Origin of the sequence: Bradyrhizobium hipponense (assembly GCF_008123965.1) — a bacterium.
Lineage (GTDB): Bacteria > Pseudomonadota > Alphaproteobacteria > Rhizobiales > Xanthobacteraceae > Bradyrhizobium > Bradyrhizobium hipponense.
This window is the reverse complement of the sequence record NZ_VSTH01000192.1, coordinates 1-24,095: the sequence shown is the minus strand read 5'-3', so window position 1 is coordinate 24,095 and position 24,095 is coordinate 1. Positions and strand designations below refer to the sequence as shown.

At 64.2% G+C, this 24,095-nt stretch carries 25 protein-coding genes; 8 read left to right on the top strand and 17 right to left on the bottom strand.

The genetic code is table 11. The annotated features are described in order from the left end of the window. Positions 1–369 precede the first annotated feature (369 nt). Positions 370–1,206 (bottom strand): PAS domain-containing protein, encoded by an 837-nt coding sequence (locus FXV83_RS39100; protein WP_148745396.1) that lies wholly within the window; start codon positions 1,204–1,206, stop codon positions 370–372. 488 nt (positions 1,207–1,694) lie between these two features. Then, positions 1,695–3,002, bottom strand: a complete 1,308-nt coding sequence (gene purB / locus FXV83_RS39095) for an adenylosuccinate lyase (protein ID WP_148745381.1) — start codon at positions 3,000–3,002, stop codon at positions 1,695–1,697. A 585-nt stretch (positions 3,003–3,587) separates the two neighbouring features. On the opposite strand from purB, the gene FXV83_RS39090 reads away from it, so the two are divergent. After that, positions 3,588–4,175 carry a TetR/AcrR family transcriptional regulator gene (locus FXV83_RS39090; protein ID WP_148745380.1) on the top strand — a complete coding sequence of 196 codons (588 nt, stop codon included), beginning with the start codon at positions 3,588–3,590 and terminating at the stop codon, positions 4,173–4,175. 32 nt (positions 4,176–4,207) lie between these two features. Here the strand turns inward: FXV83_RS39090 and FXV83_RS39085 are convergent, their stop codons facing one another. From FXV83_RS39085 to FXV83_RS39075, 3 genes are all read right to left on the bottom strand, one after another. Continuing rightward, the gene (locus tag FXV83_RS39085) at positions 4,208–4,510 is read right to left on the bottom strand and encodes a hypothetical protein (RefSeq protein ID WP_148745378.1); all 303 of its coding nucleotides are present in this window, start codon (positions 4,508–4,510) and stop codon (positions 4,208–4,210) included. A gap of 151 nt (positions 4,511–4,661) precedes the next feature. Beyond that, positions 4,662–5,315 carry a response regulator gene (locus FXV83_RS39080; protein WP_148745376.1) on the bottom strand — a complete coding sequence of 218 codons (654 nt, stop codon included), beginning with the start codon at positions 5,313–5,315 and terminating at the stop codon, positions 4,662–4,664. Positions 5,316–5,322: 7 nt separating this feature from the next. Next, a complete protein-coding gene (locus tag FXV83_RS39075; RefSeq protein ID WP_148745374.1) occupies positions 5,323–6,693 on the bottom strand; it encodes a sensor histidine kinase in 1,371 nt (456 codons plus the stop codon). Positions 6,694–6,874: 181 nt separating this feature from the next. Between FXV83_RS39075 and FXV83_RS39070 the strand changes: the two genes are divergently transcribed. The 5 genes from FXV83_RS39070 to FXV83_RS39050 all read left to right on the top strand — a co-directional run bounded on the left by FXV83_RS39070 (position 6,875) and on the right by FXV83_RS39050 (position 11,207). Further along, positions 6,875–7,645: a MotA/TolQ/ExbB proton channel family protein gene (locus FXV83_RS39070; protein WP_148745372.1), complete on the top strand. Its 771-nt coding sequence runs from the start codon at positions 6,875–6,877 to the stop codon at positions 7,643–7,645. Continuing rightward, complete coding sequence (locus tag FXV83_RS39065; RefSeq protein ID WP_148745370.1) at positions 7,642–8,313, top strand: DUF2135 domain-containing protein; 672 nt, start codon at positions 7,642–7,644, stop codon at positions 8,311–8,313. Before FXV83_RS39070 ends, FXV83_RS39065 begins: the two co-directional genes overlap by 4 nt. Continuing rightward, positions 8,306–8,911 (top strand): hypothetical protein, encoded by a 606-nt coding sequence (locus FXV83_RS39060; RefSeq protein ID WP_148745368.1) that lies wholly within the window; start codon positions 8,306–8,308, stop codon positions 8,909–8,911. The genes FXV83_RS39065 and FXV83_RS39060 overlap by 8 nt, the downstream gene beginning before the upstream one ends. A 116-nt stretch (positions 8,912–9,027) precedes the next feature. Further along, entirely contained in the window at positions 9,028–9,768 is a 741-nt protein-coding gene (locus FXV83_RS39055) for a metallophosphoesterase family protein (protein ID WP_148745366.1), read from the top strand. A gap of 5 nt (positions 9,769–9,773) precedes the next feature. After that, complete coding sequence (locus FXV83_RS39050) at positions 9,774–11,207, top strand: serine/threonine protein kinase (protein WP_148745364.1); 1,434 nt, start codon at positions 9,774–9,776, stop codon at positions 11,205–11,207. Between the two features lie 16 nt (positions 11,208–11,223). Here the strand turns inward: FXV83_RS39050 and FXV83_RS39045 are convergent, their stop codons facing one another. The 3 genes from FXV83_RS39045 to rpe all read right to left on the bottom strand — a co-directional run bounded on the left by FXV83_RS39045 (position 11,224) and on the right by rpe (position 12,629). Next, positions 11,224–11,415, bottom strand: a complete 192-nt coding sequence (locus FXV83_RS39045) for a hypothetical protein (protein ID WP_148745362.1) — start codon at positions 11,413–11,415, stop codon at positions 11,224–11,226. 24 nt (positions 11,416–11,439) lie between these two features. After that, positions 11,440–11,619: a hypothetical protein gene (locus FXV83_RS39040; protein WP_148745360.1), complete on the bottom strand. Its 180-nt coding sequence runs from the start codon at positions 11,617–11,619 to the stop codon at positions 11,440–11,442. A 308-nt stretch (positions 11,620–11,927) separates the two neighbouring features. Continuing rightward, entirely contained in the window at positions 11,928–12,629 is a 702-nt protein-coding gene (gene rpe, locus FXV83_RS39035; RefSeq protein ID WP_148745358.1) for a ribulose-phosphate 3-epimerase, read from the bottom strand. Positions 12,630–12,881: 252 nt separating this feature from the next. On the opposite strand from rpe, the gene FXV83_RS39030 reads away from it, so the two are divergent. Continuing rightward, positions 12,882–13,679 (top strand): EF-hand domain-containing protein, encoded by a 798-nt coding sequence (locus FXV83_RS39030; RefSeq protein WP_148745356.1) that lies wholly within the window; start codon positions 12,882–12,884, stop codon positions 13,677–13,679. A gap of 7 nt (positions 13,680–13,686) precedes the next feature. On the opposite strand, the gene FXV83_RS39025 is transcribed toward FXV83_RS39030, so the two are convergent. The 3 genes from FXV83_RS39025 to FXV83_RS39015 all read right to left on the bottom strand — a co-directional run bounded on the left by FXV83_RS39025 (position 13,687) and on the right by FXV83_RS39015 (position 17,823). Further along, a complete protein-coding gene (locus FXV83_RS39025; RefSeq protein WP_148745354.1) occupies positions 13,687–13,899 on the bottom strand; it encodes a KTSC domain-containing protein in 213 nt (70 codons plus the stop codon). Between the two features lie 35 nt (positions 13,900–13,934). Further along, positions 13,935–14,951 carry a P1 family peptidase gene (locus FXV83_RS39020; protein WP_148745352.1) on the bottom strand — a complete coding sequence of 339 codons (1,017 nt, stop codon included), beginning with the start codon at positions 14,949–14,951 and terminating at the stop codon, positions 13,935–13,937. Between the two features lie 61 nt (positions 14,952–15,012). After that, the gene (locus tag FXV83_RS39015; protein ID WP_148745350.1) at positions 15,013–17,823 is read right to left on the bottom strand and encodes a PAS domain S-box protein; all 2,811 of its coding nucleotides are present in this window, start codon (positions 17,821–17,823) and stop codon (positions 15,013–15,015) included. Positions 17,824–18,063: 240 nt separating this feature from the next. On the opposite strand from FXV83_RS39015, the gene FXV83_RS39010 reads away from it, so the two are divergent. Beyond that, a complete protein-coding gene (locus FXV83_RS39010) occupies positions 18,064–18,450 on the top strand; it encodes a response regulator (RefSeq protein WP_148745348.1) in 387 nt (128 codons plus the stop codon). 78 nt (positions 18,451–18,528) lie between these two features. On the opposite strand, the gene FXV83_RS39005 is transcribed toward FXV83_RS39010, so the two are convergent. From FXV83_RS39005 to FXV83_RS43645, 6 genes are all read right to left on the bottom strand, one after another. After that, positions 18,529–19,647 (bottom strand): branched-chain amino acid ABC transporter substrate-binding protein, encoded by a 1,119-nt coding sequence (locus tag FXV83_RS39005; RefSeq protein ID WP_148745346.1) that lies wholly within the window; start codon positions 19,645–19,647, stop codon positions 18,529–18,531. Positions 19,648–19,816: 169 nt separating this feature from the next. After that, a complete protein-coding gene (locus tag FXV83_RS39000; protein ID WP_148745344.1) occupies positions 19,817–20,551 on the bottom strand; it encodes an ABC transporter ATP-binding protein in 735 nt (244 codons plus the stop codon). Continuing rightward, positions 20,548–21,381 (bottom strand): ABC transporter ATP-binding protein, encoded by an 834-nt coding sequence (locus FXV83_RS38995; RefSeq protein ID WP_148745342.1) that lies wholly within the window; start codon positions 21,379–21,381, stop codon positions 20,548–20,550. Before FXV83_RS38995 ends, FXV83_RS39000 begins: the two co-directional genes overlap by 4 nt. Further along, complete coding sequence (gene livM / locus FXV83_RS38990) at positions 21,378–22,703, bottom strand: high-affinity branched-chain amino acid ABC transporter permease LivM (protein ID WP_148745340.1); 1,326 nt, start codon at positions 22,701–22,703, stop codon at positions 21,378–21,380. Before livM ends, FXV83_RS38995 begins: the two co-directional genes overlap by 4 nt. Before the next feature lie 11 nt (positions 22,704–22,714). Then, entirely contained in the window at positions 22,715–23,632 is a 918-nt protein-coding gene (locus tag FXV83_RS38985; protein ID WP_148745338.1) for an ABC transporter permease subunit, read from the bottom strand. A gap of 253 nt (positions 23,633–23,885) precedes the next feature. Then, a partial coding sequence (locus tag FXV83_RS43645; RefSeq protein ID WP_210250790.1) for a hypothetical protein occupies positions 23,886–24,095 on the bottom strand: 210 nt, incomplete at its 5' end.

The following is a 24,095-nucleotide window of genomic DNA, read 5'->3' as shown; positions in this document are numbered from 1 at the left end:
TTGGCGAAATGAATTATCGTGCTCCGCCCAATGGGCTGTGGGTTGCGAGGGCAAAGGCGTCGGCGCAGCGGCACCCGCGGCATCTTAGTGTTGGCTTGACCGTGAGGATGAATGCTCGGTCTGCGCGCAACTACCACAGTGTCCCACTTGCGAAGTCCGAAACCCTTGCGTGCAGAGCAGTGTGGGGCAAAATATTTATGCGCGCGTTAAGAAAGAATTATCCACCCCGCATCGGGCGGTCGCAAAAAGTTGTCCTTCAACCCAGCCGCGGGAGCGGAAGTTGCACACGTGAATCAAAATTTGCGTGGCAACGCCATTTGCGACGAAAAAAGACTCAAAATTTGAGTCGGGGGTGGAGTCGCTCGACAATCATCGCGGGCGGACGCCGGGCTTCCCGACATGTGAAAACAAGAATTCGATGCCCGCGGTCGAGAGCGTATTGCGAATAGCCTCCATGGCATCGCCAGGCATTGGCGGAGAATCATTGTAATCCTCGATCCGCCGGATGACCGCGGACGAAATCCCGGTCCGCCCGGCCAAATCCTTCACCGACCAGTTCAGAATGCCCCGTGCGGCGCGGATTTGCGCTCCGGTGAGCCTCGACGATGCCGCGGCACGGCTTGCGAGCTTTTCGTCGTGCACATCGACCGAGACGCCCACCCATTCCCGGATGTTGCCGTCCGGATTGGAGACGGGCACAGCGCTGCAGCGGAACCATCGGTAAGTGCCATCAGGCTGCCGCATCCGATGTTCGGTGGTGTAGGGACGCCGCATTTCAACGGCGGCCGACCATTGATGCAGCGCCGTCTCGCGCTCCTCGCCATGCAATAAATCCAGCCAACCCCTGCCAAAGAAGAGAGGTGCCTGCGGCATTCCGTTCGCATTCGGCAGGGCCGTAATCCGACCGTCAGAGCTGCCGATCCACAACAATCCACGGACAACTTGGGTGAGCGCGCTGTAGCGCTCGGCATCGGTTCTGAGAGACTGCAACTTCTTGCGGTTGGCGGTGATATCGAACATCACGCCCAGAATGCCCGACGGCTCGCCGGAGTCATCGAGCAACAGCTCAGCCTGGTTGTAGACCCAGCGCAACGTCCCGTTCGGTCGAATGATTCGAAATTCGCCCTCAAGCGGAGACCGGTCGAGCATTAGCTCGCTCACATCGAGTTTCGGGCGTCGATCCTCCGGGTGAATCCGTCGGTCCATCTCCGCGTAAGGGCGCATCCTTCCGAGGGTCTAACCCCAGCAGCTCGTAAAAACCGCGCGACCATTGCATTTGGCCGGCGGCATCATAGCGCCAGATGCCAGCGCCAAGCTTCTCCTCGACAAATCGAAGCATATCGGAAGGGACGAGATGCCCCTCAAATTGAGGCATAATAAACCTCCGATTGTAGTTAAGAGTTCACTTCGAAAAAACTCAACTCCGTTAATTTGCGGGATCATACTCAATACCGACAGCGCTTCCGTTTGGCGGTTTTCCAATGCGAATCGGCTTTGAAATTCAACGGGCTCGCTTCGCGTAGCAGGATAGCGGTTGACGTCCCTGACAAATATCAAAAGAACGTCGGTGCCAAACGAATATTCCACTACAAGGTGTTCTGCTCAATTCTTAAGCAGCGCGGTTCCGCTCGACCGCCGCAGGTGCATGCTGCTAGGACGATCGCGCTCCACTCATCGGCGAGTTAGGCTGGTCCTCAGCTCTCGCCGAACACGCGCTTGAAGATCGTGTCGACGTGCTTGAGGTGATAGCCGAGGTCGAACTGCTCCTCGATCTCGGCGTCGGAGAGATGCTTCTTCACCTCAGCGTCCTTCTTCAGCAGCTGCAAGAAGTCGCCTTCGCCGCGCCAGACCGGCATGGCGTTGCGCTGCACCAGCTTGTAGGCGTCCTCGCGGCTCGCGCCCTTCTGGGTCAGGGCCAGCAGCACGCGCTGCGAATGCACGAGGCCGCCGAGGCGGTCGAGATTCTTCTGCATGTTGGCGGGATAGACCAAGAGCTTGTCGATCAGCCCGGCGAGGCGCACCAGCGCGAAGTCGAGCGTCACGGTGGCATCGGGCGCCATCATGCGCTCGGCGGAGGAGTGCGAGATGTCGCGCTCGTGCCAGAGCACGACGTTCTCCAGCGCCGGCGTCACATAGGCCCGCACCATGCGCGAGAGGCCGGTGAGGTTTTCCGACAGCACCGGGTTGCGCTTGTGCGGCATCGCCGACGAACCCTTTTGCCCCTCCGAGAAGAACTCTTCGGCCTCCAGCACCTCGGTGCGCTGCATGTGGCGGATCTCGACCGCGAGACGCTCGACCGAGGAGGCAATCACGCCAAGGGTCGAAAAATACATCGCGTGGCGGTCGCGCGGGATCACCTGGGTCGAGATCGGCTCGGGCACCAGCCCCATGGCTTTGGCGACATGCGCTTCGACGCGCGGATCGATCTGTGCAAACGTGCCGACGGCGCCGGAGATCGCGCAGGTCGCGACCTCCTTCCGCGCCGCGATCAGGCGCTCCTTGGCGCGCGAGAATTCGGCATAGGCATAAGCGAGCTTGAGGCCGAACGTCACGGGCTCGGCATGGATGCCGTGGCTGCGCCCGATGGTCGGGGTCATCTTGTGCTCGAAGGCGCGCTTCTTCAGTGCGGCCAGCACCTTGTCGAGGTCGGCGAGCAACAGGTCGGCGGCGCGGGTGAGCTGGACGTTGAGGCAGGTGTCGAGCACGTCGGACGAGGTCATGCCCTGGTGCACGAAGCGGGCGTCGGGGCCGACGATCTCGGCGAGGTGGGTCAGGAAGGCGATGACATCGTGCTTGGTCTCGCGCTCGATCTCGTCGATGCGGGCGACGTCGAAGGTGGCGTTCTTCGCCTTCTCCCACACCGTCTTGGCGGCCTGTTTCGGAATCGTCCCGAGCTCGGCGAGAGCGTCCGCCGCGTGCGCTTCGATCTCGAACCAGATCTTGAACCGGGTCTGCGGTTCCCAGATCGAGGCCATTTCCGGTCGGGTGTAGCGGGGGATCATCTGACGGCTCCAAAGAGGTGGGCAGGCGCGGCCCAAGGGAGTCCCCAAGCGACTTAAGGGGCGCGGCTCCGGCCAAAACGCTTTTTACGCCGCGATTTAGCAGAGCGGGGAGGACGAAACAAACGCCGCCGGCAAGGTAGCGGGGGATGAGTGGGGCAGCTTACCTAGCCCGGCCCCTACAGCCTGAAGCCGGCCGGGATCAGAAATTAACTATCAATCACGGATCATTGACTGACAGATATTGAAATCTGTCAGCGGGACGTGTATATCCGTTCCCGGACGCTCCGATTGGGCGTCTCGCGGCCACCCCCGGAAGGCCTGAGATCCGAAACAAATGCGGATCGAGGGCGAAATTGAAGAGAGGGGCCCGCGGACGAATGGAGACTTACGACAATGACCACCGAAATCATCAATTTAACCGGGACGATTGGGCATTGGCTCAATTTACTGGTGGCGCGCCAGATCGCGGCGCAGGCTGCAAAACTGCCTCATTAAGACGAGAGCTTTGCGAAACGACCGGCAGGGGCGCATCGGAAGCGGCTCCATCGCCGGGCAACTGAGCCTCAACGGGAACATGGTGCTGGCATGAACGAAGCCGTTATCTTGACGCCGGAGCGGATCCTCGAAGTCACCGAGGATGTGCTCAGGCGCTACGGACTCGCCAAGGCCACCGTGGTTGACGTTGCCCGCGCGCTCGATGTCAGCCACGGCAGCGTCTATCGACATTTTCCGAGCAAGGCCTCGCTGCGCGAGGCCGTCGCGAAACGCTGGCTGGACCGTATCGACGCTCCGCTGCGCCAGATCGCCGAGGAGCAGGGCCCCGCGCCGGTGCGGCTGGACCGCTGGCTACGCACGCTGTTCGCCGCCAAGCGCTCGCGCGTCCTCGACGACCCCGAGATGTTCGACACTTACCTGACGCTGGCGCGCGAAGCCTGCGCGGCCATCAAGTGTCACAAGGACACCATGATCGACCAGATCGCGTCGATCCTGTCCGATGGCGTGAAGCAGGGCGAATTCGCTGTGAGCGACGTCAAGACGACCGCGCGCGCGATCTTCGATGCCACTGTCCGCTTCCACCATCCGGCCCATGCCGACGAGTGGAAGGATGCCGATTTGCCCGCGCGTGTGGATGCGACGCTTGCACTGGTGCTGCGCGGGTTGAAGGCTGCCTAGGGGCGGATGCCCACCCGCTTGTAACGGCTGTTTCAACCTCGTCCCTTGTGGAGCAGAGCGCTTTCCCGCGCCGGCGACGCGTGAGAGGTCCGCTTGGTCGCATGAAATGCGCCATCCGACGGCACGATCGGCGGGCTCTCCGGATAGGTGTTGACTTCGACTTCGACAAGGTCCTTTGACCGCTTTCGTAGCCGGTAGAATGCCAGCTGTTGTTCGAGCATGGGGCAGCGGAAGCTGACGACGGCCGTATCTGGCAGGCGGCAAAGCTCGTCGATGAGTTCGCCTACAGTGATGATAGCGGGATGGGCGGCTACCTTGTGAATGGCCTTACTCATGGCGTTATTCCTCCACTCTGCTACCAACAGAAGCTGAATGAAGTCCGTTCCAATCTGTCCAGCAATAACAGGGCAGTAATCATCGGAACGTCACATGAGACCAAGCGCATCGGGAGCGATGCACGAGGATCTCCGTGCGACAGCATTGCTGCTAAATCTTCGTCAGCCCGCAAGCCGCCGCTAGCCGCACCAGCTGTGCATCCGTGCGTGCGCCGGTTTTCGTTTTGATCAGATAGTGATAGTTTTGCACCGTCTTCACACTGAGATTGAGGTGCGCCGCAATCTGTTCGGTCGTCGCGCCGCCGGCGAACTGTCGCAAGATCTCAATCTCACGTTCGCCCAATTGATCCAGCGCCGAGCCGGTCGGTGACAGGCTGTCATCGGCGAGCACATGTGCGATGTCGTCGCTCATGGCGCGCTCGCCGCGGGCGACGGCGCGGATCGCGGTGACGACGGCGGAAGGCTCGCTGCTCTTGGTGACGAAGCCGCTGGCACCGGCGTTGAAGGCGGCTTTCACCAGCACGGCCTCGTTGTGCATGGTGAAAACGAGAATCCGCGCCCGCGGGCTGCGCGCTCGGATGTTGCGGATCGCCTCCAGCCCGCTCGCGCCCGGCATCGAGATGTCCATCACGATGACATCGGGATCATGCGCCTTGAATGCGGCGTAGGCGTCCGCGGCATTGTCGGCTTCCGCCACGACACGCAGATCGCCCTGGCTCTCCAGCACGCGCCGGTAGCCTTGCCGGACGATCGGGTGATCGTCGACCAGCAGCACGGAGATGCCTGTTGCCGCGACCTCGCTCATCGTGGCCTCACGCGGCGAGCGGGATCATGGCGGCGACGCTCAGCCCGCGATTGGCAGGCAGGATCGACAGCGATCCGCCGGCTGCGGCCAGGCGCTCGCGGATGCCGGTGAGGCCGAAGCCCGCCGACTGCGCCACCCGCGCTGCGTCGCCGCCGCCATCGTCCTCGACGCGGATCAGAAGCGCATCGTCCTCGCCGGCGCGCCGCTCGACGCGCAGGGAGATCTCGCGCGCCGCGCCGTGGCGTAGCGCATTGGTCAGGCATTCCTGGGCGACGCGATAGGCGGTGGTGGCGGCGGGGCCGCTGATGGCGGTGAGGTCGCCCCTGAGATCGAGCTGGATCGTCGGCTGTGTCGCACTCTGTGAGCGCCAGCTGTCGACGAGATTGATGAGGCTGGCCTCCAGCCCGAATTCCTCGGGCAGCGGATTGCGCAGGCGCTTCAGCGCGTCGCGCAGTGAGGCCATCAAATGATGCGTGGCCTGGGAGATCATGCGCGCGTCCTGCGCGATGCCGCTATCGCTGCTCTGCCTTGCGCCCGCGGTCTCGATTGTGTTGGCGAAGGCGAGGATGGCCGAGAGATTTTGCCCGAACTCGTCGTGCAGCTCGCGGGCGAGCGCGCGCCGCTCGTCGTCGCGGATCTCGATCAGGCGCCGCGTCAGCGCCGCGCGCTGCTCGGTGGCTTCCTCCAGACGGCAGCCGAGCGCGTCGACGGCGCCCCCGATCATCGCAAGTTCCACCGAGCGGAAGCGCGGCAGTTTCGTGCGATATTGCCCGCGCGCGATGCGCTCCAAGGCGGTGACGATCGCCCGTGCCGGGGCCAGCGTGTGCGCGATCGCGAGCGAGGCCAGCAGCGCGATCGCCGCCGCCATCAGCAGCGCGACGTCGATCACGTTGAGGATGTACTCCCAGGCGAGCGAGATCGCGGCTGCGGCATCCGGTGTCGCAACGACCGCGCCGGCGGATGCGGCGCGTGGACTGACCGGCCGCACCACCTCGGCGTGGCTGCCAAGGAAGGTGGGCACGATCGATGCGAACCAGCGCGGTGGCGTCTTGCCGATGCCCTGGCTTTGGCCGCAGAGTGGCTTTTCGAATGCCGCCGCGGGCTGGAATTCGACGCAGACGCCCGGCGAGATCAGCTTCATCGTCTCCAGCGTGCGCCAGTCCGGAACCGGCAGCAGATGCTCGCGCGTTCTGCTGCTGCGCAACAAGAGCTCGCGCCAGTACAGCGCCTGAAGCGCCTGCGCGACCCGCTGCGCGGAGGCCGCGGTCGCCCGGTCGACGCTGCGATAGGCGTCGAACGTGGCCCACAGTGTCGCGGCGGCGAGGCACAGCGCGACGATGACAAGCAAACGGGCGATAAGCTGAAGCACAAGGCGCATGCGATCACCCCAAAGTTTGGTAAGGTCAGACTAACAACGCCGCCACGCCTTGCCAATTGCGGGGAACGGCAGGATCGCAGCTCGGGCAAAATTCCCGGGCCGGATTGGGCATGGCTCTTTGGACCCGGCCCGGCGGCTTTGATCTAATGGGCGAGGAATCGCTGGCCGGGAGCAGTGCAGCATGAGTTCGATGACAATTGGACCGATCGCGGGCAGCACTGCCGACCCGTCCGAGCGCAGCGCGCTGCTGTTCTGGATGATCTTCACAGGGCTTTCGATCTTCGCTGTCGTGCTGCTGTGGCGGTTCGGCCTGATCCACCTGATGCTGACCTCGGACCGGACCTACATTTCGAGCGTGATCGCGCTGCTCTATGTCGTCACCTGCGGCCATTGCTTCCTGCGGACCCGGGCGATCGCGCGCGAAGGGGCGGCGGCACGGCGCTGCCGCGCGGTGCTGGCGGCGCCTGACGGCAGCAAAGTGCTCGATGCAAGTGCGACTTCGCTGCCGCGCGGGCTGGTGCGGGATCACATCGAGAGCCTGGTGACCAAGGCCGCGGCGCAGGACTTCCGTGCTGTCGACCAGACGCTGCTGCTGCGGACGCTGGCCGACCGCATGCGCGGGTCCAACGGGTTCGGCGCGTTCGTCTCCGACACGCTGATGAAGCTCGGCCTGCTCGGAACCATCGTCGGCTTCATCATCATGCTGGCGCCGATCGCGGGCCTCGACGCGGCCGACAAGGTCGCGATGCGGTCTTCGATGGGACTGATGAGCGACGGCATGGCGGTCGCGATGTACACGACGCTTGCAGGCCTTGTCGGCTCGATCCTGGTCCGGATTCAGTACTACATGCTGGATGCTGCGACCCAGCGGGTATTCTCGGACGCGGTGGTGCTGACCGAGACCTATGTGACGCCGGCTCTGGAACGCCGGCGTCCGGAAACGCCGTCATGATGGACGACTTCGGTCTCTATCCGCGCGAGGAATCGTTCGATCCGCTGGGCGTGATGCTGTTCAAGGCGCTCCAGGTGATCGCCTTCCTGTTCTTCCTCGCGCTGCTCGCGGTCTCCCCGGACGCCAAGGACGGCAAGATCGACTCCAAGGCGGAGTTCATGATCACGCTGGACTGGCCGGACAATCACCCCGACGATCTCGACCTGTTCGTGCAGGATCCCGCCGGCAATATCGCCTGGTATCGCCACCGCGAGGCCGGCTTTCTCACGCTCGACCGTGACGACCGGGGCGGGGCCAACGATTTCATCATGGTCAACGGCAAGAAGATAGCCTCGCCGATCCGCGAGGAGATCGTGACCGTGCGCGGCATCGTCGCCGGCGAATACACCGTCAACGTCTCGCATTTCGTGGCCACGACCGGCGAGCCGGTTTCGGCCAATGTGAAGGTGCAGAAACTCAACCCGACCGCGCAGGTGATCTTCGACAACAAATTCACGCTCGATCACACCGGCGACGAGAAGACTGCGGTGCGGTTCAGGCTCGATGCCGAAGGAAAGGTGGTCAATGTGGACCAGCGGCCGAAATCGCTGCTGGAGACGTTCCGCAGCAGTTGGCGCAACGGCGCGGATGTCGACCCGAAGACTGGTGTGAGGATACGCCGTGAGTAATTTGCAAGCGGTCATCCTCACGCTGTCGGTCGCCTACGCCGTGATCGGCGCGCTGCTCTTGGTCGTTTTGGTCTACGCGCGACTGCACTGGTCGCTGAAAGCGATCACGGTGGTCGTGACCAGCGCCTTTTATGTGGTCAGCTTCACGGAAATGCGCGGGCTGCTCGGCTGGGCCAGCGCGGACCGCCTGCCGGGCTCTTTCAAGCTGCTCCAGGCCCGCATCGTCGAGCCGCATTCGCTGGAGGGCGATCCCGGCTCGATCTATCTGTGGGTCGAGGAGCTCGACGAGGACAATCGCCCGAGCGGTATCCCCCGGGCCTTCCGCGTCCCCTACAATGACCGGCTGGCCGATAAGACCCACGCGGCACAGAACGAGATCGCGGCGGGGCATCTGCAAGGCGGGCGCGCCGCGGATTTCGGCGGCGGAGAGGGCAGCGTGATCGACATGGTCCGGGAATATGTAACGCCCAAGACGATCATGGAGACGAGCGGCGGCGATTCCTCGACGGGCGAGTTCAGCGCTCCACCGGCCGGCGCGCAAGGCGCCGTGTTCACGCCGCTGCCGCCGCCCCGGATGCCGCCAAAGGACGAGCAATAGGCCCTTCACCATTGCCCCGGGGTGCGCTGGAAAACCGCGCCGCGCTGGCGCATCTTGTTGACCTCCCTCAATTTGGCCTTATCGGCTTTCGATAAGACCTCAAGGGTGGAGGGTGCGTGCTCCTAGCTGTCTTCTCGGATATCCATGGCAACCGGCAGGCGTTCGAGGCGTGCCTGAAGGTGGCCCGCGCGAGAGGCGCGGAGCGGTTCGTTCTGCTCGGCGATCTCGTCGGCTATGGCGCCGATCCCGAATGGGTCGTGGACACCGCGATGAGGCTGGTCGAGGAAGGCGCCATCGCGGTCCGGGGCAACCACGACGAGGCGGTCAGCACGACCAGCGAGACCATGAACGCCGAGGCACAGGTCGCGATCGAATGGACCCGCGGGCGGCTCGACGTGGCGCAACGGCGCTTTCTGGCCGAGCTGCCGATGCTTGTGCAGGACGGCGATCGTCTCTTCGTCCACTCGGAAGCATCGAATCCCCAGCGCTGGCACTATGTCCGTTCGACGGCGGACGCCGCCAAGAGCCTGATCGCCACGCCTGCCCATGTTACCTTCTGCGGCCACATCCACCGTCCGGCGATCTATTCAATGTCGGTGACGGCGAAGATGACGAGCTTTGTACCCAAGCCCGGCGTCGCCGTGCAGTTCCTGCGCGGCCGGCAATGGCTGGCCGTGCTCGGCGCGGTCGGCCAGCCGCGCGACGGCGATCCGTCCGCCGCTTTCGTGCTCTTCGATACGGTTTCGTGCGAGATCACCTATTGCCGCGTGCCCTATGACATCGCGAGCGCGGCGGGCAAGATCCGCGAGAATGGCCTGCCGCCCTGGCTCGCCGACCGCCTGTCACAGGGACGCTGACGGCGATGCCGAAACCCCTGGTCAAGCCGGGCGCCGAGATCGACGGCTACACCATCGGCGAATGCGTCCATGCCGGCGGCATGGCGACGCTGTGGACCGTCACCCATCCCGGCATCGAGGTGCCGCTGCTGATGAAAATCCCGCGGGTATCGGAAGGCGAGGACCCGGCCGCGATCGTCTCCTTCGAGATGGAGATGATGATCCTGCCGCGGCTGGCAGGACCGCACGTGCCGGCCTGTTTCGGCACTGGCGACTTCGCCCACCAGGCCCATGTCGTGATCGAGCGCATTCCCGGGACCACGCTCTACAAGCGGCTGCCCGACCTGCCGTTGCCCTACGAGGAGGCGCGGCAGCTGGTTGCGAAGATCGCGGCCGCGCTCGCCGATTTGCACCGCCAGAACGTGATCCATCACGACATCAAGCCGAGCAGCATCATGTTCCGCGATAGCGGCGAAGCGGTGCTGATCGACTATGGTCTGTCGCACCACAATCATCTGCCGGACCTGTTGCAGGCGGAGTTCCGGCTGCCTTACGGCACCGCGCCCTATATGGCGCCGGAGCGGCTGCTGGGGGTGCGCGACGATCAGCGCAGCGATCTGTTCTCGCTCGGCGTGCTGCTTTATTTCTTCACGACGGGCGAGCGGCCATTCGGGGAAGGCGAGACACTGCGCGCGATGCGGCGCAGGCTGTGGCGTGATCCGCAGCCGCCGCGCAAATTGCGGGCGGACTATCCGCCCTGGCTCCAGGAGGTGGTGCTGCGTTGTCTCGAGATCGAGCCGGTCTGGCGCTATCCGACCGCATCGCAGCTCGCCTTTGATCTCACCCATCCGAGCCAGGTCAAGCTCACCGCACGCTCGGAGCGGATGAAGCGCGATCCCCTCAGCGTGGCGTGGCGGCGCCGCTTCAACCTGGGCGTCATGCAGCCGCGCGCGAAGTCCGATATCGCAGAGCAGATCGCCTCGAGCCCGATCCTGGCGGTCGCGCTCGACACCGAGGAAGGCGCGCTGGAGCTGAACGAGGCGTTGCGCATGACGACGGAGCGGATTCTCGCCACGCTGCCGTCGGCGCGGCTGGCCTGCGTCAACGTGCTCAAGCTCAACCGCATCGCGGTCGACCGTACCCTGGACGAGCAGGGCTCCAACAAGCATATCGACCGCTTGGTGGCGCTCAGGCATTGGGCGACGCCTCTGAAGCTGGACGAGAGCCGGCTGTCGGTTCATGTGCTGGAGGCGGTCGATCCCGCCGCCGCGCTATTGGAATTCGCCGAGGTCAACCAAGTCGACCACGTCATCATCGGCGCGCGGCAGGGCTCCTTGAGGCGTACGTTGCTCGGCAGCGTCTCGGCCAAGGTCGCCGCGGAAGCGACCTGCACCGTCACCGTGGTGCGGCCGCCGCGGATGGCTGCGGATGCGTCCGACGCAGGGGAAGCGGCCGGCTAGGCGCCCTGCGGGGGGATCAGGCCGCGCGGGCGGCGTGGCCGTCGCGCTTGCGGCGGATAGGCCAGGTGAACCGGGGGCCATGCTCGCAATGCTCCGCATGACCGCCGAAGAACTGGATGATCTCGCGGCAGGGTTCGCAATTGAAGAGGTTACGCGACGCGGTTGCCTTGGTCATTTCCTTCAGGCAGTTCGGGCAATGCGGTTTCATGGGGTTTCCCGGAAAAAGGAATTCTCAGTGCCGCCGTGGCGAGTGGAGCGAATGGTCCGGGTCCGAATTGTCGAACCCGGCATCGTCGTTCGGTGCGCCCGCCGCATGCTCGAGGCGGCCCAAGAAATAATCGAGGTTCGGATGCGGGCGGCGCGGGATCCGGCACCGGCGCTTCGGCTGACGTTTCACGATCGCGACCTGCATGGCGTCAATCCCGGAGAAGGCGGGGGTGAGCGATGCGGGCCGAACGTGCCGTGACTTTCACCGGCCCGGCAGATGGGCCAAACACAACAAATGCACTGAAACCAATCCACAACGCCACGCCAGTCCAAACCAGGGTCGTCGTCATGATGTGCTCCCGTCAAAAGCAGGCGGAAGTAACTTGCGATGATTTGCGCGAATCAGTGAAGTCCGGATGAGTACGGATTCAGGTTGTAATTTTAGGCATTGCGTGCCGCAACGCCCGTAAGAACCGCTGGCTTGCGGATGCCTCTGCCGCGTCTGACGATGGCTCAGATCGCTTCGCCGCGCGCGCCCGCGGCCGCGTTGCGGATCGCGGCGATGTTGGTCTTGTAGGCCTCCTGCGTGCCGCCCCTGAACACGGACGTGCCGGCGACGAAGGCATTGGCGCCGGCCGCCGCCAGCGCGCCCGCGACGTCGGGACCGACGCCGCCATCGACCTCGATGTCGATCGGGCGTCCAGCCGTCATCGCGCGGATATCGCGGATCTTGCCGATCGCGGAGGGGATGAAGGCCTGGCCGCCGAAGCCGGGATTGACCGACATCACCAGCACGAGGTCGATCAGGTCGAGGACGTATTCGAGCGTGCTGATCGGAGTTCCCGGATTGAGCGACACGCCGGCCTTCTTGCCCAGCCCGCGGATCGCCTGGAGCGAGCGGTGCAGGTGAGGACCCGCCTCCGCATGCACGGTGATGTGGTCGCAGCCGGCCTTTGCAAACGCCTCGAGATAGGGATCGCAGGGCGAGATCATCAAATGCGCGTCGAAGATCTTCTTCGTGTGCGGGCGCATCGCCTTGATGACATCGGGGCCATAGGAAATGTTCGGGACGAAGTGGCCGTCCATCACGTCGAGATGGAGCCAGTCGGCGCCGGCAGCATCCACCGCCCGCACCTCTTCGCCGAGCCTGGAGAAATCCGAGGCCAGGATCGAGGGCGCAATTACCAGGGGTCGGGGGGCGAAATCTTGGGTCATGGCGCAGTTTCCCGTCGCGGCCGTGTGAGAACAGGCCTCGCCTAACATGGGTCCTTGTGCCCGGCAATGCAGGGGAAGCGGGCTTCCTGTGGGCGGAAATTTCTGCCGTCTGCGGCATGAATTGCCGATGTTCCCGAGCTGCGTGAGGCGTGAGGGAGGCGGATTTCATTGAGCTTTTCGCGCTGGCACGACGCTTGCTAACTTCACTCCGGAACATTGGCTGCGGCATGCCGCATCGGTTGGAGTTGTGCAATGTTGTTCGCGCTTGGTGCCGTAGGCAGTGCGCTCGACGCGTTACAGGCGCTGACGAACTCGAAATCGTCATCGTCGACACAGAAGGCTGGGTCGACGCAGAAGACCGGCTCTTCGCAAGGGGCGACCAACCCGTTCGCGATCGACAGCACGTCCAGCACTGTAACCTCGCCGGTCGGCTCAGGCAAAGGTCCACAGATCGCGCCGGAGACGATGAGCGCGTTGCTTGCCGCGCAAGGTCTCTCGCCTGACAGCGCGAGCAGCGCCACCAACTCGGCGACGTCGAGTTCGACTTCCTCGAAGTCGATGAGCCGCGAGGATGCACTGAAGGACCTGTTCTCGCAGATCGATGCTGACGGCGACGGCAAGATTAGCAAGTCCGAATTCGAGGACGCCCTCGGCGCCGGTGGCACCAACCTGGCGCACGCCGACGACGTGTTCTCCAAGCTCGATGCGAATTCGGACGACGGCGTCAGCCTCGGGGAGATGTCGAAGGCGCTGAAGGGCGGCCACCGCCACGCAAACTCGGGCGACGCGTCCGGCAGCGGCTCGGAGTCTTCGTCGCAGGGAAGCGGCGGGTCGACCTCGACCACGACGACCGCCGCCGACGGCTCGAGCACGACCACCGTTACCTATGCCGACGGGTTCAAGATGTCGACGACGGTCCCGGGCGCGTCCAGCGCTTCGAAGGCATCGGGCGCTGGCAACTCCGCCTATAACTGGTTCGAGCAGATGATGCAGCGCGAGGCGGAGGCATCGTCGGGATCCAAGGCTTCATCCATGTCGATGAGTGTGTGACGCGGGCCTAGTCCGAATATGCGCGCGTGATCTCGCGATAGGTGTAGTGATCGCGGATTTCATGGTTGAAGAACGTCCCCTTCGAGCGCGCAGCCCTGAAGTCGTCGGCAACCTCCGGCGGAACATCCTCATAAGCGTAAATGCGCCCGCTGACGAAGCTTACCTTCAGCTCGCGGGTATCGGGGGCGTAGCGGAAAAAGCGGATCACGGACGACGGCATGACTGTGCACCTTGGCCCGTCGCAACAACGCTGTATCAGGCGTTTGGTTGCGAGCCGAACCGGTCCTTCCACGCCGGCAGCGCGCCCGGGAATGGCAGCGCCGTTGCGTTGTAGACGCCGCGGGCGATCGCGCGCGCAACAACGTTGGCCGCGACCATGCCGAGTTCGGTGAGCTCGACCAGCGGCTCGATCGGCTTCTCGCAGGTGGCTGCGGCAAACAGCACGTCGCCGTCGAGCGGGGCGTGCACCGGATAGATCGCTCGGGCAAAACCGGTCTGGGCGATCATCGCGAGCCGCTTGGCCTGCGCCTTGGTCAGGATGGCGTCGGTGACGACGAGGCCGATCGTGGTGTTCTCGCCGGCGTTTGCGGCGGCTCCGCCCTTGATGCGCATCGCCAGCATGTCTGGCGTGAACTTTTCAGGCAGACCGCGGGCGCCGAACTCACCGTTCTGCTCGAACGGCGCGGCCCAGAACCAGGGGCCGGTGCCGACGGTGACGCTACCGACTGCGTTGACGACCATGATGGCGGCGACCTTGACGCCGCTCCGCATCGTCGCCGAGGCCGAACCGAGGCCGCCCTTGAGGGTGGCTGTGGTGGCGCCGAGGCCTGCCCCGACGCTGCCGAGCGCGAAGTCGTTGCCGGCAGCGGCTGCCGCAGCCGCGGCGTAGCCGAGATCGCGATAAGGCGAGAAGCGGCCCCAGGCCTTGTCGCCGCCATTGAGCAGGTCGAAGACGATAGCGCCCGGCACGACCGGGATCACGGCCTCCCGGATCCGAAAGCCGCGGCCCTGCTCGGCAAGCCAAGCCTGGACCCCGCCTGCGGAATCGAGGCCGAAGGCCGAGCCGCCCGACAGCGTGATCGCGTCGACGCGCTCGACCGTATTGGCGACGTCGAGCAGCGAGACTTCGCGCGTGCCGGGGCCGCCGCCACGGACGTCGATCGCCGCGACCGCTGGCGAATCGAAGATGATCGCGGTCGTGCCGGAGGCGAGTTTCGCATCCTCGGCGTGGCCGACGCGGACACCGGCAATATCAGTGAGAAGGTTTTTCATGGGCGGCACTCCTGCGCTCCAGGCGGTTGGCCTGAAGCGATAGCGCACGCATGCGCCGCGCTCAACTCGCCAGCGCTGTCCTGAGCATCTTGGCGAGCTCGGATTTGCGGTAGGGCTTTGCCAGCAGCAGCACGCCGGAGTCGAGCCGGCCATGATGGACGATGGCGTTCTCCGTGTAGCCTGAGGTGAACAGCGTCTTCAGCTCGGGGCGCCGCCGTGCCGCCTCGTCGGCGAGCTGCCGGCCGTTCATGGCGCCGGGCATGATGATGTCGGTGAAGAGCAGGTCGATCCCGTTGTCGGCATCGATGATGGTGAGGGCCTCGGCCGCATTGGCAGCTTCGAGCGCGGTGTAGCCGAGACTCTTGATCTGGGTCACCACATATTGCCGCACCAGCGCATCGTCCTCGACGATCAGGATCTTCTCGTTGCCGCCGGTGATGGGTACGTTCTTGCTCGCCTCGAACTCGGTCTCCTGCACGCCGCTTGAGCGCGGCAGGTAGATCTTCACGCTGGTGCCGTGGCCTTCCTCGCTGTAGATCTTGACGTGGCCTCCGGACTGCTTGACGAAGCCGAACACCATGCTGAGCCCGAGGCCGGTCCCTTTGCCGACCTCCTTGGTGGTGAAGAAGGGATCGAACACCCGGTCGATCAGCTCGGCAGGGATTCCGGCGCCGGTGTCGCTCACCGCGATCATGACGTAATTGCCGGGAGTGACGTCGGCATTCATGCTGGCATAGCCGTCGTCGAGAAAAATGTTGCGCGTCTCGAGCACCAGCGTACCGCCTTCAGGCATGGCGTCGCGCGCATTCAGCGCGAGATTGAGGATGGCGGAGGTGAGCTGGTTCGGATCGACCAGCGCCGGCCAGGCGTCCTCGGTGAGCTGCGGGTTGATGGTGATCTGCTCGCCAAGGGTGGGATGCAGCAGCTTGGCGGCCTCGAGCGCCAGCGCGTTGACATCGATTTCGCGCGGCTGGAGCGGTTGCTTGCGGGCGAAGGCGAGCAGGTGCTTGGTCAGTTGCGCGCCGCGTTCGGCGGCGTCATCGATCAGCTTGGTGATGGCGGCGAGTTCGGGCCGGTCGGCGACGGCGTCGCCAAGGATACCGATCGTGCCGGTGATCACGGTCAGCACGTTATTGAAATCGTGGGCAACGCCGCCTGTCAGCTGGCCGATAGCATCCATCTTCTGGACCTGCCGGAGCTGGGCCTCGGCGGCCTGCTTGTCGGTCAGATCGCGGCCGATGAAGAAATGGCGCTTCACGGGCTCCGACCAGGTGCCCATCCAGTTCAGCGTGACCTCGTGACCGTCGTAATGGTAGTAACGTGCCTCGAAGCTGCGCTTGATCTGGCCGCGGCGTGCCGCGCGCATCTCGCCCCGCGTCTTCTCGAGGTCGTCGGGATGGATGAATTCGGTCGCGCTGTGTCCGATCATGTCCTCCGGGTTGAGGCCGAGGATTTCCTTCACGCTCGGGCTCACCTGGATGAAATTGCCATAACCGTCGGTGACCAGGATCAGGTCCTGCGAGGTCTCGAAGATGCGCTGACGCTCCTCGATCTCGCGGCGCAGCTTTTCCCTGGACTGTTTCTCTTCCGTGATGTCATGCGCGATTTTGGAGACGCCGATGATCTCGCCGCTGTCGGTCTTAAGCGGAGAAATATTCAGGACGACGTCGAGCGGACGACCATCCTTTCGGATCCGGACCGTCTCGTGCTGGGCGATCGATTCGTTGCTGCCGACCCGGTTGAGGATGCCCCGGACTTCGGCCCTCCGATCCTGCGGCACGATGATGTCGATCGACTTGCCGATGGCCTCAGCGGCGGAATAACCGAACAGGCGTTCGGCGGCCTTGTTCCAGCCCGTGATGATACCGTCGAGCGTTTTCGTGATGATGGCGTCATTGGCAGACTCGACGACGGCGCCGTAGAGCGCGAGGCGCTTGCCGTAATAGTCACGCTCCGAAGCCGATTGTTGGCGCAGCCTGCCGACAAGCCTCACCGTGTGCGACTGGAGGCGGACGTTTTCGATCAGCAGTACCGCAAGCACGAAGGTCGCCGCGCAGAGGCCGTAGAGGCGGCCGGCGTAGAAGCCGAGATCGAACCGGGCGACGTTGACGATCGCCGACAGCGCGATGTCGAACAGCCACGCGCACATCACGACCATGAGCCAGACGTCGATCACGGAATACGGGCGGCGGAACCACAGCGAGACGAGCGCAGCGAAGCTCAAGGACCACACAAAGGACACCACACCGATCATGACCTGCGTGTAGCGGCCGTCGCGCAGCAGGACTGGAAGCATGTCGCGCCCGGCGGTGAGGATCCAGGTGAAGACGATGATGGCGGCAACGACGCCGAGCACGCTGGCGCAGATCGCTTTGGTTGCCGAGCCCGCGATCCTGACACCGCCGTCGGCGTCCTTTAGCCAGGCATAGGCCAGCACGCATAGCGGGAAGGCGCCGTGCCAGATCATGTAGAGCCAGACGGTGGTCTGCGGGCCAGCGCCCAAAAGGCCTGTCGGCGTGAAAAGCCCGGGGAAGGTGAGGGCGTGGACCAGCGCCGCGGCGGCGGTGAACAAATAGCCGGTCGCGAGCAGCAGCAGCGCTCGCGTCCGCAACACCACGAACTGCGACAACAGCAGGACCGCAGTGACGATATCGGCGACGGCGAGGGCGGATTGGTAGCTCGCCACGAAGGCGGGCATTGGCAGCAGCGGGATACCGGCGAAGGGAACGGCCAGCGCGAAAAGGACTGCGGAAACGCCGACGATCGCCGTTGCTGCAGTGCGGTCTGTCTGGGTGGCCGGCAACGTCGACAGAAATGCGCTTCGATCGGTTGTCGCTGGCAGGTCCACGTCTTGTAGATGGGTCTTGAGCATCAGCGCCATCTCATCCGGTCGATAGTTTTGCGTCCATGGTAGCGGTTCTGGGCACACATCGTGAACGGAAACGGCCGAGACACAACCAAAGGTTACAGCTTACTTAATTTTAGTGGGAACGCGGAATGGGGACCGGGTAAGATGCGCTTTACAGGGTGGTGTCATAATGCCCCTCCGCTGCGGCAGGTTCCAGGTTTGGATCATACGATTTTGATCTCAAATATCCGGGAGTTGTTCCCCATGCCTCGCGTTCTCATCATTGACGACCAGAAGGACGTCCGCGCGATGGTTGCGATCGTGCTCCGGGTCAACCGTTACGAGGTCGTGGAGGCCGACTGCGGCGCCGCGGGGCTGAAGGCCTTCACCGAGGCATCCTTCGACGCGGTCATTGTGGACATTTTCCTCGGCGACACCAATGGGGTCGAGGTTATTGCGGTCCTGCGCGAGCGTGTGCCGGGACTCCCCGTCGTTGCGGTGTCCGGGATGACGGCGCTCGATTTCATGGAACAGTCGCCCCACCTCGCCAACGTGGTCTGTCTGCAAAAGCCGTTTCGGCCGAACGATCTTTTGCGAGCGCTCCATAAGGCGCAGGCCGCGGCGGGCGACGAGCTGCCGGCGGCCGTCTGATTGTCCTGCAAAGGCGAAACGCCCCGGACAAGCCGGGGCGTGGTGGTGATTGTATCGTGGCTCGATCCCGGCGAGGCTTCAGGTGCCCTGGCCGCTGATCTCGGTGTAGCCGCCCTTGGCATCCCACTTGTAGACGACATAATCGATCTGCTTGATGTCGCCCTTGGCGTCATACTCGATCGGGCCGATCACGGTGTCCCACTTGCCGGCCTTGATCGCCGCCATGACCTTCTTGGCGTCGGTGGTACCGGCCTTCTTGGCCGCCTGCGACCACACCTGCATCGCAGCATAGGTGTAGAGCGTGTAGCCCTCGGGGTCGATGTTCTTGGCCTTGAAAGCGTCGACGATCTTCTTCGCGGTCGCTTTGTTGCGCGGATCGGGGCCGAAAGTGAACAGCGTGCCTTCACCGGCCGGACCGGTGATGGAGGCGTACTCCTTGTCGGCGAGCGCGTCGCCGGCCATCAGGATCGTCTTGAGGCCCTGGTCGCGCATCTGGCGCAGGATCAGGCCGCTCTCCTGATGGTAGCCGCCGACATAGACGAGATCGATGTTGTCGCGCTTCAGGCGCGAGACGATCGCGTTGAAGTCCTTATCGCCCTTATTGTAGGACTCGTACATCTTCTCGGTGATGCCGGCCTTGTTGAGCGCCTTCTTGGTCTCGTCCGCAAGACCCTTGCCGTAGGTGGTCTTATCGTTGAGGATCGCGATGTTCTTGCCCTTGAAGTTCTTGGCAATGTACTGCGCCGCGATCAGGCCCTGCTGATCGTCGCGGCCGCAGACGCGTGCCACGTTCCACAGCTTGCGCTCGGTGAACAGTGGGTTGGTCGAGGCCGGCGTGATCTGGAGCACGTTGCCGTCGGCATAGGCCTCCGAGGCCGGGATCGACGACGACGAGCAATAATGTCCGGCCACGAACGGGATTTTTGCGCCGGCGATCTTCTCGGCGACCGAGCGCGCCTGCTTCGGATCGCAGGCGTCGTCCTCGATGTTGAGCGCGAGCTTCTTGCCGTTGACGCCGCCGGCGGCGTTGATGTCGGCCACGGCCATCTCGGCGCCGTTCTTCATCTGGCGGCCGAAGGCGGATTCGCCGCCCGTCATCGGGCCGGCGACTGCGATGGTGACATCCTGCGCGAACGCTGCGCTCGACAGCGCGATCGACGCGCCGAATGCCAGACCGATGAGCTTCAGTGATTTCATGAGATACCTCGCGGGTGGTCGCCTGTGGGAGTTGCCGGGCACGCCCGATCCAAACCGGCGCCATTCTCGAATGAAATTGCGGAGAAGTCACCGGCAAAATACGGGCATTGGCCGAGATATTCGCCTCATTCGGCCGCACGCGGGTCTGCGCGGGCGTTCCCGGGCGGACTCAGCCGTGCCGGCCGCCTTCCAGGTAGGCGGCGCGAATCTCGGGGCGCTGCAACAATTCGGCGCCGGTCCCGGCCAGCGATATCAGGCCATTGACCATGACATAACCGCGATGGGCGAGCTTGAGCGCGTGGTTGGCGTTCTGCTCGACGATCAGGACGGTCAGGCCGTCCTGCCGGTTCAGGGTGCGGATCGCATCGAAAATCTGACGGGCGATCAGCGGAGCCAGGCCGAGCGAGGGCTCATCCAACAGGAGCAGGCGGGGACGGCTCATCAAGGCGCGGCCGATCGCCAGCATCTGCTGCTCGCCGCCGGACAGGGTTCCGCCGCGCTGGGCATAGCGTTCCTTCAGCCGCGGAAACAGCGCGAACACGCGCTCCAAGGTCGCGTCCCGTTCGGCCTCGGTGCCGCCGGTGGCGTCCGCTCCCATCTGGAGATTTTCCGCCACGCTCATGCGCGGGAAGATGCGCCGTCCTTCCGGCGATTGCGCGATGCGCAAATGTGCGATCTCGTGCGTGGGCACGTCGGTGATGTCGCGGCCTTCATATAGGATCTGGCCGGCGCGGGCGCGCGGCTTGCCGAAGATCGTCATCATCAGCGTTGACTTGCCGGCGCCGTTGGCTCCGATCAGAGCAACGATCTCGCCAGCCTTGATCTCGACGTCGACGCCCTTCAGCGCCTCGATCTTGCCGTAAGCGGCGCGCAGGCCACGGATCGCGAGCAGGGGAGCGGTCACGACCCGCTCTCCATGACGGCGATCGCCTCTTCCTCATCGGTGCCGAGATAGGCGGCTATCACCTTGGGATCGTCACGGACCTCGCGCGGCGTGCCTTCCGCGATCTTGAGGCCATGGTCCATCACCACGATGTGGTCGGAGATTGCCATCACGACCGACATGTCGTGCTCGATCAGCAGGATCGAGGTGCCGAGTTCGTCGCGGATCGAGAGCAGTAGCTCGCTCAACGCCGCGCTCTCGCGCGCATTGAGGCCGGCGGCAGGCTCGTCCAGGCACAAAAGCGCGGGCTCGGTGCACATCGCGCGCGCGATCTCGAGCCGGCGCTGGTCGCCATAGGCGAAATTGCCGGCGGCATCGTCGGCGCGGTCGAGCAAATTGACCCGCTTCAGCCATTCGGTGGCGAGCTCGATCGCGCGCTTTTCGGCGATGCGGTAGACCGGCGCGCCGATCAGTCCGAGCAAGGTGAAGCCGGAGGCGCGCATCAGCGCATTGTGCTGCGCCACCATCAGGTTTTCCAGCGCGGTCATGCCGGGAAACAGGCGGATGTTCTGGAAGGTGCGCGCCACATTGGCCTGCTTGGCGATCCGAAAATCGTTCAGCCGCTCCAGCGCGATGACCCTGCCGTCGTCGTGGGTCAGGCGAATGGTGCCGCCGCTCGGCTTGTAGAAGCCGGTGATGCAGTTGAAGACGGTGGTCTTGCCGGCGCCGTTCGGTCCGATCAGCGCGGTGATCTTCTTCGGCTCGGCCGCAAACGAAAGCTCCTGCACGGCGACGATGCCGCCGAAGCGCATGCTGAGCCGGTCGACGTTGAGGATCTGGTCGCCGCTCATCCGTGCCCCTCCTTGACGAGGTCGGAGGAGATCGCGTGTGCCTTGGTCAGAAACACGGTCGGTGCGCGATGGCCAATCAGGCCGCGCGGCCGCCAGATCATGATCAGCACCATCGCCATGCCGAACACCAGCATGCGGTAGTTCTCGAGGCCGCGGAACAGCTCGAAGCCGCCGATCATGGCCAGCGCCGCAAGCGCGACGCCGAGCTGCGATCCCATGCCGCCGAGCACGACAATGGCGAGCACCAGTGCCGATTCCTGGAAGGTGAAGGATTCCGGGCTGATGAACCCCTGCCGGGTGGCGAAGAACGCGCCGGCAAAGCCGCCGAACATGGCACCCGTCGCGAACGCCGTGAGTTTCGTGGTCGTGGTGTTGATGCCGAGCGCGCGGCAGGCGACCTCGTCCTCGCGCAAGGCCTCCCAGGCGCGACCGATCGGCAGGCGGCGCAGGCGGATCGTCACCCAATTGGTGAGGAGTGCGAGCGCCAGGATCACATAGAACAGGAAGACGATGCGATGGGTCGGCGAATACTCGATGCCGAGCCTGGCAGCGAGGCCGTTGTCGCTGTTGTCGAGCGGGATGCCGAAGAAGGAGGGGCGGGGAATGCTGGAGACGCCGTTGGGGCCGCCGGTCAGCGACTGCCAGTTGATGATGACAAGGCGGATGATCTCGCCAAAGGCGAGCGTGACGATGGCGAGATAGTCTCCGCGCAGGCGCAGCACGGGAAAGCCGAGCAGCACGCCCCAGAACGCCGCAAGGATGCCCGCGAGCGGCAGGCAGATCCAGAACGACCAGCCGAAATTGGTGGCAAGCAGCGCGTAGGAGTAGGCGCCTACCGCGTAGAAGGCGACGTAACCGAGATCGAGCAGACCGGCGAGTCCCACCACCACGTTCAAGCCCCAGCCCAGCATCACATAGGTGAGGACGAGGATCCCGAGGTCGAGGATGTAGCGCTGGTCATAAAAGATCACCGGCACCAGGAAGGTGAAGATCAAAAGCGCCGGCGCAAGGTAGCGGCCGAGAAAAGACATGCCGCTGCGTACAGCAGGCGGCACCAGGCTGTCGGTGCCGTTGGGGCCGATCCATTGCCGCAAGAGCTCGATCACGATCGAGCCGCCGAACACGACGGCGACGAGGGCGGCGACCTCGCCGAAACGGGTCCAATAGGTGAGCTGGCCCTCGGAGCCCGCCTCGGTGCGGACACCGACCATCAGCGAGAACAGCACCAGCGCGACCAGCGCGCTGATGAGGGACTTTTTCAGGATGTAGGCGATGCCGGCGGTGCGGCTTGCGTGGGTGGTCTCGTGCGGGATGGCTGTCACGCGGCGGTCCGTCAGACTTTTTCGACTTCGGGACGGCCGAGCAGGCCGGTCGGCATGAAGATCAGCACGACGATCAGGATCGAGAACGCCGCGACGTCCTTGTACTCGACCGAGAAATAGGCCGACCAGAACGTTTCGATCAGGCCGATTGCGAGACCCCCGAGCATGGCGCCCGGCAGCGACCCGATGCCGCCGAGCACGGCGGCCGTGAATGCCTTGATGCCGGCGACGAAGCCCATGAAGAAATCGACCAAGCCGTAGTAGAGCAGATACATCAGGCCCGCGACGGCGGCGAGTGCGGCGCCGATCACGAAGGTCATGGAGATGGTGCGGTCGACATCGACCCCGAGCAGCGCCGCCATGGTCTGGTCCTGCTCGCAGGCGCGCATGTCGCGACCGAGCCGGGTGCGCGAGACCAGCCAGGTGAAGATCGCCAGCAGCACGATGGTGGTGATGACCACCACGATCTGGATGTTGGAGAGCTGGATCACGAAGCCGGCCGCGCTCTCATGCAGCGTATAGCCGCCGGTGATGAGGGGCGGGATCGGCTTGACGCGCGCCCCTTGCGCCACCTGCGAGTAGTTCGTGAGCACGAAGGACATGCCGATCGCCGACAGCATCGGGGCGAGGCGGAAGGAGTGGCGCAGCGGCCGGTAAGCGACGCGCTCGATGGTCCAGCCATAGAGCGCAGTGATCGCCATCGAGACCAGGATCACGATCAAGAGGATCACCGGGACCGCAGTGAGGCCGGTGGAGACCAGCAGAAGGAACGTGATCAGCGCGATGAAGCCGCCGATCATGAAGACGTCGCCATGGGCGAAGTTGATCATGCCGACGATGCCATAGACCATCGTGTAGCCGATCGCGATCAGGCCGTAGATTGAGCCGAGCACGAGGCCGTTGATGAGCTGCTGGGTGAAGTAATCCATAGGCTGCCGTACCCAAACCTGACACCGCTCAAAGGGAGCTCTTGAGAAAGAGTTCTTGGGCCCCGGCAGCCCTTGAGCATTCTTCCCGTTTTGTAACAGGAGGGAACTGGCGCCCGCAACTGGCCATCCCCGGCCATTGGGGTTTTGCAGAGCTCATTTCGCCGCGGACGTCGTTTTCTCGGTTCCGCACCAGCGAGGAACCCGGTTCCGCGGGCAACCAAATCAGGTGCCGGTCGTTGTTGCGCTCTTACGTTCAACAAGGGAGTTTCCCCCGATGACGAAGCAGCAGAACCAGATTCCGGGTCAGCAGACTCAGAACCCCGGCCAGCAGCGCCCCGGGCAGCAGCAGGGCGGTGGCCAGAAATCCGGACAGCAGCAGCAGGCCCCGCAGCGCCAGGGCGAAAAGCCCGGCCAGCAACAAGACGGCCAGCGCAGTCAGGATGACTAGACGACCGATTCCATG